Source organism: Candidatus Methanodesulfokora washburnensis (assembly GCF_003947435.1).
Lineage (GTDB): Archaea > Korarchaeota > Korarchaeia > Korarchaeales > Korarchaeaceae > Methanodesulfokora > Methanodesulfokora washburnensis.
Genome location: NZ_RCOS01000108.1, coordinates 1 through 10,784, shown reverse-complemented (window position 1 = coordinate 10,784; position 10,784 = coordinate 1). Strand labels below are relative to the sequence as shown.

The window sequence follows — 10,784 nt, the reverse complement described above, 5'->3', positions numbered from 1 at the left end:
CGTTTATCGGTCTTATTGAGGATCTTCTCCTTTTTAATTCTCTTTCAATCTTTTGCTGGGCTTGAACTTCAACAGAAGATAGGATACTCATACTCGGTTTGGGCGAAAGAATATTAAAAAGCTTTTGTAAAAAGTCTCAAATATAAGATAAATAGCTATAGTGTTGAGAATAGTTTTAAAACCTAGTTAAAATGATATAAAAATTAAGGAAGCTATCACGTGGAGATCTATCCGGTAACCAGTTTAGAAAACCGATGAAAGGCCAAGCTGATTAGCTGTTGCTAGCTTTCTCTCTCATCTTGCGGAAAGGCATAGGAAAAATTTTTAACAAAAAGAGAGGGGAGATATTGTTATAAAAAGAATGTTTTCACAAAAGTTTTTAAATGAAACCCTTTTGATTGAGGGGTCCAACATGAATAGGAGAGGTATAACAACCCCGGTACTAGCCGTTCTTTTGATAGTGGTCCTCCTTGTCGGCATTGGAATTGGATACGCCATTCCCAAGCCTGCGCCTGCGGCACCAACTCCTACTCCAACTCCTACTCCAACACCAACACCTGCACCAACAGGCCTGCCGAAGGAGATCCCATTCGGTGTTATCGTTTCCAGAAGTGGTAGCTGGGCTTCTTCAGGTCTTCAATCAGAAGTAATAGCGAAGATAGCTGAGAGTGACATAAACAACTTCGTGAAGGCTCTAGGACTGAATGTGACATTTAAGTTCTACTTTGAGGATGATGAGACCAACCCCAGCTTAACCTTGCAGAGAGCTCAGTCCCTAGCAGCTAAAGGAATCAAGGTCATATTTGGATCTTTAACAAGCAAGCAGACAAAGAGTCTAGCTGAGTTCGCAAACACTCAGAAGGTTATAGTGGTGTCCTCAGCATCTACTGCTCCTAGGGAGAGAGTTGCTCCACCTGGTGGCTATCTATTCAGGATAACAGCTGAGTCATCGATACCAGATTCCAGAGCCCTGCTGAACGTGCTCAAGACTCTTGGGATAAAGTATGTTGTAGTTGTAACAATAGATGATACATACAACTTGGCAGTTAGAGATGCTTTCGTAAAGCTGGCTCCTGATTACGGTGTGGCAGTTCTGCTTAATGCAGTATATCCACCTGATATGAAGGACTTCTCAGCTCTGTTGGATCAGATGGAGGCTGCAGCCAAGCCTTATGTAGATAAGGGAGAGAAGGTAGCTGTGTTCGACAATGGATGGCAGGAGGATCTCACGCTGCTACTGACACAGGCTAATGGAAGAAAGAGCTTCCTGCTCAACCTACAGTGGATATCACCTGATACTATATATCCAGCAGATGTCGTGCTCAAGAATGCTGCTGATTTAGCTTCAAAAACTAAGGTCGTTTGTGTACAATTCACTGCGCCAGACACACCACTGAAGAGAAGGATAGTAGAGACCGTCAAGAAGGAGATAGGGATGGAGCCGGATATATGGGCACTTCAGGCTTATGATGCCGCTTGGGTGCTTGCTCTCTCAACACTTCTGGCTGGCAAGTACGATGCTGACGCAATAAAGGCAGCCATACCTTATGTGGCCAAGATGTACTGGGGAGTGAGCGGAAACACCGAGCTAAATGAGAAGAATGACAGAGCATCCCAGAGCGAGGAAATATGGGCAGTAATAAACGGAAAGATGACATTAGTAGGAATGTACGATCCTATCTCGGACAGCATAACTTGGTACCGTTCTCTGGCATCCTGAACTTTCCCTATTTTTTATTTTTTTTAAACAATAGTGCTTAATTAGATTGTTTATACAGGGAGGTCAAGAGATATGATCCTCAAAACAGATAATCTTGTTAAAAGGTTCGGCGGGCTAATAGCAGTCAACGAAGTAAGTATAGGAGTTGAGGATGGATCAATAACCCTTCTGATCGGTCCTAATGGATGCGGAAAGACCACGTTTGTCAATTCAGTAAGCGGCTATTACAAGCCGGATGGCGGGAAGGTTTACTTCCAAGGGGAGGACACAACCGGTCTGCCACTGCACAAAATGTACCAGAAGGGCTTAGTTAGAACTTTCCAGATACCTTCTCCCTTCCTTCAGCTTTCAGTTCTGGAGAACCTTCTGTTGGCGGAAAGAAACAATCCTGGAGAGTCGTTTACCAAACACTTAATCAGATCATCTTGGAAGGATTATGAGGCGGATTCCGTGGACAAGGCAATTCAGATAATGAGAATACTTGGCCTCGAAAAATATTGGGATAAGGAACCAGCTTCCCTAGATGCCGGAGCCCTAAAGCTCATTGAAATAGGCAGGGCTTTGATGGCTGAAGCCAAGATGGTAATCTTGGATGAACCAATTGCCGGTGTAAATCCAAAGCTTGCCCACAATATATTCTCGCATATAGTTAAGTTAAGGGATGAGATGAAACTGACGTTTCTAATAATAGAACATAGACTTGACATAGCTCTTAAGTATGTTGATTTTGTATATGCAATGCATCAGGGAAGAATAATTGCCAGAGGGACGCCAGATGAAATAGCAAGGAATGAGCAGGTTAGAATGGTTTATGTAGGTGGTTGACATGCTGAGAGTTGAGAACCTTAATTCCGGATATGGTAAGCTACATGTTCTCTATGATATCTCGGTAGAATGTGGAAAAAAGGAGATAGTTGCAGTTTTGGGCCCGAATGGAGCTGGAAAGACTACTTTGCTCAACAGCATCTTTGGAATCGCAGACATCTACTCCGGGAGCATCAAGCTTGATGGAGAGGAGATCTCAAAACTTCCTCCCCACAACATAGCGAGGAAGGGAATTGCGTATGTTCTTCAGATGATAAACATATTCTCGGAACTGTCAGTAGATGAAAATCTTAGGATCTCCATGGCACTATCTAAGAATACCAGTCCAGAAATGTTGGATTATGTGTATGAACTCTTTCCAATTCTTAAGGAGAGGAGAAAGCAGAGAGCCGGAACCTTAAGCGGAGGGGAACGCCAGATGCTGGCTATGAGTATAGGGCTTGTGAGGAATCCGAAGCTTTTACTGCTCGATGAGCCAACAGCCGGCCTGATGCCCCTGTATGTGAACCTTATAACTAAGAAGATAAGCGAGATAAGGGATCAAAAGGAAATAAGCGTTATATTAGTTGAGCAAAATGTCCAGAAAGCTATAGAGGTTGCTGACAGAGTGTATGTTCTGGTTAGCGGCCAGATAGTTTTTAAAGGGTTGCCATCCGAGCTGATGGGCGAGAAAGAGATTATGAAGCTATATTTGGGGATGGGTGATTGAATGGCAATTAGTTTAACTGGTACTTTTGCATCGGCACTTACCTGGTCCTCGATACTCTCCTTAACTGCCATAGGAATCACTCTTCTTTACAGGACCACTAGAGTACCTAACTTCGCTCATGCCTCCTTTGTCACTACTGGAATTTATGCCTCAACGATAGTCTGGGTTTTCGGCTTTCATCCATATCTGGGCATGCCTCTGGGTTTCATCCTAGGAGGTCTGGAAGCTGTATTATTATTCTACACAGTGTTGGAACCGCTGAGAAGAAGGAAAGCATCGATATTCCTTCTCATGATGGCCACTCTCTCCTTCGATATCCTGATGTATGGATTCCTGAATATACTGGCTGATATGCTTCAATTTGAGTTCAAAATATTGTCAAGAAATATTTACTTCGCACCAATAGATTTCAGAATAGGCGGATTTCAGGGAGTAACTTTAGTCTCCTTCACAGCATTCTTGATAACCATGGTGGCACTTCAACTCCTCTTGTACAGAACTAACTTGGGTATTGCTCTCAGGGCATGTATGGAAAATCCATTCCTTGCACAGACGCTAGGAATAAATGTCTCCAGAATGCTTCTCCTCTCTTGGTTCATAGCAGGAGCCACGGCTGGGTTGGCTGGAGCATTACTTCCCTTCTACCAAATGTGTAATGCTTACACAGGAACCTATTATCTAGCTGAAATGTTCTGTGCTAGCATAGTAGGAGGACTAGATTACCTCATAGGAGCACCTATTGGCAGCTTTCTGCTTGGGTACGCCAAGATATTGTTGCTCTCCTTCCTAGCCTCGACTGTTGGTCCTGATATAATCAACTACATGCTGATAATACCTCTGGGCATAATGGTAATTGCGCTGGCGGTTCTGCCAACCGGTATAGCTTCTCTTATTATGAAAAGGAGGGGTGTTTGAAATGGATCCGTTGTTTGAGCAGGTGATGCTGTTTGCCACAAGTTTTGCAGCAGTTTATTCCATCTACATCATACTGACGATAAGCTTGAACATCCAAAGAGGCTTTGCTGGCATCCCACAATTTGGACTGGTCTTTCCAATGGCGGGCGCTGCCTACATAATAGGCAACCTCTCAACTAGGATAGCTCTGTTGATTCTGGGGATAAAAACAAGCTTAGATCCGATATATGAGAGCTCTGGAGTAATAGCCTTAATCAATCCAGTATTGAGCTCACAACCGCTCTTATCAATTGGCCTCTTCATAATATACCTCATAATTGGTGCAATAATAGGTGCAGTCCTTGGAGTAATTCAAGTTGCCCCCGCAGTGAGGTTGAGGATAGACTATCTTGCCATCACATTGCTTGCCTTTGGTGAGATAATGAATGTCATTGCAAGAGCTTACAGGCCGCTAATAGGCGGGGAGTATGGAGTGCAGGTTCCATCGGTTTTCGGATGGGCTGGAAAGAACACTATTGTCGCGATGGCAGTCGCAATGCTTATATTAGCTTTGATAATATATGTATATGCTGAATATATAGGAAGAACTCCAATGGGCAGAACGATGAAGGCAATAAGGGATAATGAGGTGGCTGCTGCAGCGCTTGGTAAGAGCTTAGTCAAGTACAGGACAATAGCTATTGTAATAGGATCAGCTTTCTGCGGAATAGCTGGTGTGCTGTGGGCATTCTTTAACGGAAGCGTGATGCCCGGGCAGTTTACAAGGTTCAACTTCACCTTCATACCCTGGCTAATGCTGTTTCTTGGTGGCACAGGTAATAACAAGGGAGCTCTTGCAGGTGCCACGATCTTCACAGCTCTTGACAGATTCATAACCTACTACAAACATGAGCTTGTAGGGATCCTGCCTTTTGATGTAATCTGGCTGTATCAGATTCTTGTAGGAGCCATAACTGCTTTAGTGCTAATCTACAAACCTCAGGGAGTCCTTCCAGAGAGACCTTATATACCTAAGGACATCAGGGAGAGGATCAAGAAGAGCATACCGGAGAGCTCCTAATCCCCTCTTTCTTTTTAATTGTTAAATTTTGTTTGCTTATTTTATCTTGCTCTCATCGCTGCCCCCACTGCTGCTGCATATGAGGCCTTATCCGGAACTACAGCATGCCCACCAAGCATAGCTATTGTCTCCTTTATCTGGTCTCCGACAATTCTGATTGTTGGAACAGTTCCCACAAGAACTATCCTGTCCTCCATTTTAACTGATTTAGCAGCAAGACAGATAACTGTTCCAACGACCTCGCTTATCATCCTCACCAGTCCAGCGGCTATATCGCTCAACTCTGTTCCATCCCCCACTTTTCCGAAGTTTGAAGCAGTTGCGCTTTCAGGAAGATTTCCAACAGGTCCTCCCACTATATCCCTGATGAGGAGATCAACTGCCTCGTGTCTGCCCCTTTCAGCGAGCTCTACTATTCCCTCAACGCTCCCCCTTCCGAGCAAAAGTCTGCCCAAGCCGACAAGAGTTCCTCCTCCTACTCCAGTTCCACCAAGATGTCTTGAGATAACTTCATTTCCATGTCTTTTTGCATGGACAACTGCTGTTCCCGTGCCTATGCTTGCCACAACTGCCTCATCAAGCCCTGACAGGAAGAGACCTCCATGGCCTATCGATTCTATCTCATCAACTTTCACCGTCTTAAGGCCGAGGAGGGAACAGCCCATGTGCCTAGCCCCTCCTCCAGTGCAGGAAATTAGTTTTATTTCCGATAGCGGAATTTTAGCCTCCTCTATCAATTTTCCAAGAGCACCTGAAGCTGAGACAAGGGGTTCAGATCCAGTTGCACTCACTGAGTGTTTCACTTTATCTCCTGAAAGAAGAACTGCTTTTGTCGTAGTTCCTCCTATATCCAAGCCGATCACATTCATGCAGCCCGCCTCACCACTTCTAGGACAGGAGGCACCAAGAGCCAGAGAAAGGGAAACTCAGATACAAAAGTCCAGAGCGCTATCAAAAGCCCAGCTTCAATGGATATTGGATGAACCTCATGCTGAAAGGGCATTGGGAACTGCTGACTCCATATGGTGAGGCCTATTCCTATTATCATTGAGCCCAATGCTAGGCCTGCTGATGAAATCATTATCCAAGTTAGCACAGCCCTTCCCTTTTTCATCGACATGATCTCCTTTAATCTCAATTTCTGGCACAGGAATCCAATCATATAAAAGCATAGGAAGTTGGCTGGAACTCCCACCGCGATGCTGAGAAATGCATTCCCATGGGTCATGACATCCGATATGAATATCCCTATTGCAGCTCCTGTTCCCCCAACAAGGCCTCCATATAGAGCTGCAAATATCCCTGGAATGACCACAGCAGGCCAGAACCTAACTCCATAGAAGGTTATGCCAAAGTATGTATATACCCCTACAATTGCGTATAGAGCACCGCTCACTGCTGAAAGGGCTACATCTCTTGTTCTCATAGACCTTCGTTGTTAAAGCAGAATAAAAACTTTATTTAATTACCCTCTTTTCTATATATACCTGGTGAGAGATTAATGATAGTAAGAAGGGTTCAAGCAGTCGGGGGCGGCTCCCTATCGGTATCGCTGCCTAAGTCTTGGGTTGTAAGAAATGGGATCAGGAAAGGGGATAATCTACTAATGGAGGAGAGAGCTGACGGATCCCTGCTCATATTTGCCGATAGGAAAAGGAAGGAGAGGGAGACAGAACTGGAATTCGTTGACGAGAGATCCTTGGAGACAATACTGTCCAGATATCTGCTTGGATTTGATACCATAAGGATCAGGTTCCCAAAAGGCCTGAGCATAGAGCAGAGGAAGAGGATAATGAAGTTCATCTCAAGGCTTCCCGGAATGGAGCTTGAGGATGAATCTTCCGATCTGCTGATCTTCAGGTGCACGATGGACCCTGCCTCGATGAAGCCAAGGGAGATGCTCTTGAAGATGCATGAAATGGCATACAGGATGCTGGAAGATGCCATGAAGGCTGCAAGCACGGGGGATGAAAACCTAAGAGATCTGGTGAGCGAAAGGGATGATGTTCTGGACAGGATATACTTCACAGTTGTGAGAATGGCAAGGCTTGCTCTCATAGATGCAGGAGTGATGGCCAGACTTGGGGTAAATCCGGTGGAGCTGATGGACTTGAGGGTTTGTGCAATGCTTGAGGAGGGAATAGGAGATATTGCTGTTGAGTTGGCTTACATGGATGTGAGCTCGGATATTATCATGATGAATAAGCTGAGAGATTTAAAGAGCAGAGTATCAAAAGCTATAGAGACAGGATCTGAGGAGATAGCATATGAGTCAAAGACAGCTGGACTGGAGCTGTTAGAAGAGGTAAAGGAGGCAGGTGGAAAGATGGCTGGAATCCTGGAGAGAGTTATCAGAGCTTACATAGATATATCTGACCTGTGCATAGCGTGGAGCTACTAATCTCCAAACATTTTGATTAATGGACATTTACTTATGAATTAATACTTTTTATAAAAAATTGATGAATTTCTTAAAGCATGAGATTTGGACAGAAAATAGAGGAGAAAAAATTTAAAGAAGTAGAGAATAAAATTATACTATGGATCAAGTAAAGGTCACGAGAGGCTTTCAGGTGACCTTGCCCAAGGAAGTCCGCGAGATCACCGGCATAAAAATTGGCGATTATCTGCTCGTGTATGTGGATGAAAAAGACAGGATAGTTATGGAAAAAGTGAGAGAGAAGAGGAAAATGTTGAAATCTGGGAGGATGCTGAGCCAAGAGGAGATAGATATGTTGATAGCAAGAGGACTGAGTGAGTCTCTTGCCGAAGGCGGTGATCGACACTAACATCCTCATCTATGATACATTCGAGGACTCCCTTCATCACAAAGAAGCTGCTAAATTGCTGGATGAACTGGATCGCTAGCTAATTCCCCTAATTGTGCTTTATGAGTTTATATGGTTCCTAAAAGGGCTTTCTGTGAGCGTGATCGATGCAAGGGATAAGCTGCTCGAGTACATAACATGCAGAAAGTGTGCTGTTATCAGAGAGGGAATGGATGATGTAAAATGGGCTATCTCCGCTGTTGTGGAGGAAAAGCTATCCCTCTCCCGGTTTAACGACAAGATTGTGCTCTCTTTAGCACTACACAAAGGCATCCCTCTTGCAACATATGATTCAAAGCTAAGAAGCCAGCTGCTGGGCTTAGTGTCCCACTGCTTCCGTTGTCGGATAGTCATTTTATAACTATCCGTTCCATCTCGGATAGCAACGGATTGCTATCCTCATTAATGGCTTTCAGGGGCAACGGGGTTTCGCGCGCTTCATTCGTGGATAGTGTCAAATCTCAGCTATAAGTATTTCATGTCATGATAATTCCGTTCAGATTTCCTCAACAACACCCCTTATCTCCACTTTAGCCTCCGCAGCAAGCCTTCTAGCTCCCTCGTCCACAAATCCTCCTATTATCAAAAGCCTCGGCTTAATCCCTTCCTTCATCTCATAGAGCCTCCCTATCCTGCTCAGCTCAGCTACATCCCCCTTTGACACTCTGGATTTCACTTCTATCAGTATGTGCTCACCATCCCTAACAGCGACGTCAACCTCCACATCCGATGGATATCCATAAACAATGCCATCCTCATCTCTAAAAAGGAGTCTGGATACTTTTGCAGCTCCAAGAACCTCCTCCACAACATACTTCATCCCCTCTCTGAAAGATGTCTCCGATATAACGCCGAATCTGTGAGCAATTACCGTCATCACACGCCTTGTCGATACCATCTCCTCCTCAAGCCTGACAAATCTTTCCTCGAGCTCAGCAAACCTTTCCTCAAGCCTAGTAATCCTCTCCTCAATTGATGTTATCCTATTCAGTATCTCCTTGTAGCCAAGCATCCCAGCTACAGCATACCTGAACTCCTCATCCTCTTCAAGTGATCTCAGGAACTTTCTCTTCTCATCGGCCGATAGGACCATCAAAAAGAAAGGGGAAGCGAGCTTAAAACAATTTCGAGACGTATGATTCATGCTTTAAGATTCCATTACATGATATCTGCAAGCTGTTTTTTAAAGCGTAGGATTCAGGTCTTATGGACCCTAAATGGATCAATATGCCCTCTACTACGACCTTCTATATGCCAACAGAGATGTGAGAAGAGAAGCTGATTTTATAGAAAGTATAATTCGTAAGTTCTCACATGTAAAAGTTAAGAAGATACTTGACGTAGGCTGTGGAACTGGAATGCACAGCATAGAGCTTGGAAAAAGAGGATATAATGTTATTGGCATAGATATATCGGAGGAAATGGTGAAAAAGGCGAGGGAGAAAGCTAGAGGAATGGAAAATGTGAGCTTCCTGGTGGGGGATGCAGCAAACACCGTATTCAAGGATAAGTTTGATGCAGCGATAGCAATGTACGGAGTCGCAAGCTACTTCATTGAAGATGAAGCTCTGATGAAGTTCCTCAACTCGATAAGGCAAAACATTGTAGAAGGAGGCCTTTTCATATTCGACACATGGAATATATTTGGCGTGAATGACAAGAGAGTTTACTACGAGATGCCATCTCCTGAGTTCAGAAAGTCGGGAAATATGCTCGCGATAAAGGAAAGCACATGGACCATAGACCTAATGAATCAGCTGGCTGATGTGGATATATCTTGGTCTATTGTGGATCTATCGAGGGGAGGGGTTGATGTTTTTAGCCACAGAATAAGGCTTAGGCTCTTCACTCCAAGGGAGATAAAACATATAATGAGGGATTGTGGCTTCTCTCTTTGTGAGATCTATCCGGACTATAACTTGGTTCCCTTCTCTGAGGATAGCCCGGAGATGGTTATAGTTGCTAGAGCTGATTGACACTCTCCACGGCTAAAGCCGGGAGATTCCCAGTTTGTCAGCCTGAGGCTTAGTCCTACCGAGTTCAGGGCTGCGTAAACTGCTTTCCTCAGATTCATAGCTCAAGTTATCAATACTGTGCTATTTTAATACCTCTCTCCTTCAACCACTGGATCAAGTTATTGAACAGATCCTCGTCCATTCCTATTATCTCCGGAGGTCTTATTCCTCTGTCCAATTTGTTTTCCAGAACTAGACGAAGTATCCCAACAGCTGTCAGGCCTGTCATTCTCGACATGGCTGTGTTCTCCCCATCATGAAAATCTATGGCAGAGTATCTGATCCTTCTCCCCTCTCCATAAGCTTCTACTATGACTATAGCCATATCGTTGTCCTTCGGAAGGCTTCTGCTCAGAACTGATGCAGAGTACTTTATCACAGGTATCCCCATGAGCTCATTCTTTGACAGAAATCCAAGATCTATCAAAAGCTTTATCTTCTCAGCATGCCCCGGAAATCTCATCGTCTTCTCCCACATCTCCTCAGCTTTCACAGTCTTTATCAGAGTTCTGAGCCCGTCCGTTATGAAGGCCTCAAGCCATAGATTGAGCTCCGGAACATATTTCAGCTCCTGATAGCTGAGAGCAGGGACTGTAATTACTCTTCCTTTCTTCACTATTTTAGCGGGTCTTGTGTACATGTCGAGCAGATCCTCAGGGCTCCATGTTATGGAGTAGTTCAGGGGAGGAGCTGGATTCAATGGAAGGCCCGC

Annotated in this window: 13 protein-coding genes; 9 read left to right on the top strand and 4 right to left on the bottom strand. The window is 44.4% G+C overall.

Annotated features, from left to right (window positions below):
* Positions 1 to 412: 412 nt before the first annotated feature.
* The 5 genes from D6D85_RS08970 to D6D85_RS08950 all read left to right on the top strand — a co-directional run bounded on the left by D6D85_RS08970 (position 413) and on the right by D6D85_RS08950 (position 5,229).
* On the top strand, positions 413 to 1,720 hold the full coding sequence (locus D6D85_RS08970; RefSeq protein WP_161969795.1) for an ABC transporter substrate-binding protein: 1,308 nt from the start codon (positions 413 to 415) through the stop codon (positions 1,718 to 1,720).
* 72 nt (positions 1,721 to 1,792) lie between these two features.
* Complete coding sequence (locus D6D85_RS08965; protein ID WP_125671716.1) at positions 1,793 to 2,545, top strand: ABC transporter ATP-binding protein; 753 nt, start codon at positions 1,793 to 1,795, stop codon at positions 2,543 to 2,545.
* A gap of 1 nt (position 2,546) precedes the next feature.
* On the top strand, positions 2,547 to 3,254 hold the full coding sequence (locus D6D85_RS08960; protein ID WP_125671715.1) for an ABC transporter ATP-binding protein: 708 nt from the start codon (positions 2,547 to 2,549) through the stop codon (positions 3,252 to 3,254).
* Complete coding sequence (locus D6D85_RS08955; RefSeq protein ID WP_125671714.1) at positions 3,255 to 4,169, top strand: branched-chain amino acid ABC transporter permease; 915 nt, start codon at positions 3,255 to 3,257, stop codon at positions 4,167 to 4,169.
* A gap of 1 nt (position 4,170) precedes the next feature.
* Positions 4,171 to 5,229 carry a branched-chain amino acid ABC transporter permease gene (locus D6D85_RS08950; RefSeq protein ID WP_125671713.1) on the top strand — a complete coding sequence of 353 codons (1,059 nt, stop codon included), beginning with the start codon at positions 4,171 to 4,173 and terminating at the stop codon, positions 5,227 to 5,229.
* 41 nt (positions 5,230 to 5,270) lie between these two features.
* Here the strand turns inward: D6D85_RS08950 and D6D85_RS08945 are convergent, their stop codons facing one another.
* Entirely contained in the window at positions 5,271 to 6,098 is an 828-nt protein-coding gene (locus D6D85_RS08945; protein ID WP_125671712.1) for a pantothenate kinase, read from the bottom strand.
* Positions 6,095 to 6,655 carry a hypothetical protein gene (locus D6D85_RS08940; protein WP_125671711.1) on the bottom strand — a complete coding sequence of 187 codons (561 nt, stop codon included), beginning with the start codon at positions 6,653 to 6,655 and terminating at the stop codon, positions 6,095 to 6,097. The genes D6D85_RS08945 and D6D85_RS08940 overlap by 4 nt, the downstream gene beginning before the upstream one ends.
* A gap of 75 nt (positions 6,656 to 6,730) precedes the next feature.
* Between D6D85_RS08940 and D6D85_RS08935 the strand changes: the two genes are divergently transcribed.
* The 3 genes from D6D85_RS08935 to D6D85_RS16855 all read left to right on the top strand — a co-directional run bounded on the left by D6D85_RS08935 (position 6,731) and on the right by D6D85_RS16855 (position 8,418).
* Positions 6,731 to 7,630 (top strand): phosphate signaling complex PhoU family protein, encoded by a 900-nt coding sequence (locus D6D85_RS08935; protein WP_125671710.1) that lies wholly within the window; start codon positions 6,731 to 6,733, stop codon positions 7,628 to 7,630.
* 139 nt (positions 7,631 to 7,769) lie between these two features.
* On the top strand, positions 7,770 to 8,018 hold the full coding sequence (locus tag D6D85_RS08930; RefSeq protein ID WP_125671709.1) for an AbrB/MazE/SpoVT family DNA-binding domain-containing protein: 249 nt from the start codon (positions 7,770 to 7,772) through the stop codon (positions 8,016 to 8,018).
* 133 nt (positions 8,019 to 8,151) lie between these two features.
* On the top strand, positions 8,152 to 8,418 hold the full coding sequence (locus tag D6D85_RS16855; protein WP_237558806.1) for a hypothetical protein: 267 nt from the start codon (positions 8,152 to 8,154) through the stop codon (positions 8,416 to 8,418).
* A gap of 135 nt (positions 8,419 to 8,553) precedes the next feature.
* On the opposite strand, the gene D6D85_RS08920 is transcribed toward D6D85_RS16855, so the two are convergent.
* Positions 8,554 to 9,150 carry a PD-(D/E)XK nuclease family protein gene (locus D6D85_RS08920; RefSeq protein ID WP_161969794.1) on the bottom strand — a complete coding sequence of 199 codons (597 nt, stop codon included), beginning with the start codon at positions 9,148 to 9,150 and terminating at the stop codon, positions 8,554 to 8,556.
* Positions 9,151 to 9,274: 124 nt separating this feature from the next.
* Here D6D85_RS08920 and D6D85_RS08915 point away from each other — a divergent pair, with 124 nt between their 5' ends.
* Positions 9,275 to 10,033, top strand: a complete 759-nt coding sequence (locus tag D6D85_RS08915) for a class I SAM-dependent DNA methyltransferase (protein WP_125671707.1) — start codon at positions 9,275 to 9,277, stop codon at positions 10,031 to 10,033.
* Positions 10,034 to 10,142: 109 nt separating this feature from the next.
* On the opposite strand, the gene D6D85_RS08910 is transcribed toward D6D85_RS08915, so the two are convergent.
* On the bottom strand, positions 10,143 to 10,784 hold a 642-nt coding region (locus tag D6D85_RS08910), incomplete at its 5' end, for a saccharopine dehydrogenase family protein (RefSeq protein WP_272914432.1).

Excerpts from the sequence above, each read along its gene's own strand:
- D6D85_RS08965 (WP_125671716.1), top strand. The coding sequence starts at position 1,793 with ATGATCCTCAAAACAGATAATCTTGTTAAAAGGTTCGGCGGGCTAATA.
- D6D85_RS08930 (WP_125671709.1), top strand. The coding sequence starts at position 7,770 with ATGGATCAAGTAAAGGTCACGAGAGGCTTTCAGGTGACCTTGCCCAAG.
- D6D85_RS08955 (WP_125671714.1), top strand. The coding sequence starts at position 3,255 with ATGGCAATTAGTTTAACTGGTACTTTTGCATCGGCACTTACCTGGTCC.
- D6D85_RS08945 (WP_125671712.1), bottom strand. The coding sequence starts at position 6,098 with ATGAATGTGATCGGCTTGGATATAGGAGGAACTACGACAAAAGCAGTT.
- D6D85_RS08960 (WP_125671715.1), top strand. The coding sequence starts at position 2,547 with ATGCTGAGAGTTGAGAACCTTAATTCCGGATATGGTAAGCTACATGTT.
- D6D85_RS08950 (WP_125671713.1), top strand. The coding sequence starts at position 4,171 with ATGGATCCGTTGTTTGAGCAGGTGATGCTGTTTGCCACAAGTTTTGCA.
- D6D85_RS08935 (WP_125671710.1), top strand. The coding sequence starts at position 6,731 with ATGATAGTAAGAAGGGTTCAAGCAGTCGGGGGCGGCTCCCTATCGGTA.
- D6D85_RS08915 (WP_125671707.1), top strand. The coding sequence starts at position 9,275 with ATGGATCAATATGCCCTCTACTACGACCTTCTATATGCCAACAGAGAT.
- D6D85_RS08940 (WP_125671711.1), bottom strand. The coding sequence starts at position 6,655 with ATGAGAACAAGAGATGTAGCCCTTTCAGCAGTGAGCGGTGCTCTATAC.
- D6D85_RS08970 (WP_161969795.1), top strand. The coding sequence starts at position 413 with ATGAATAGGAGAGGTATAACAACCCCGGTACTAGCCGTTCTTTTGATA.
- D6D85_RS08920 (WP_161969794.1), bottom strand. The coding sequence starts at position 9,150 with ATGGTCCTATCGGCCGATGAGAAGAGAAAGTTCCTGAGATCACTTGAA.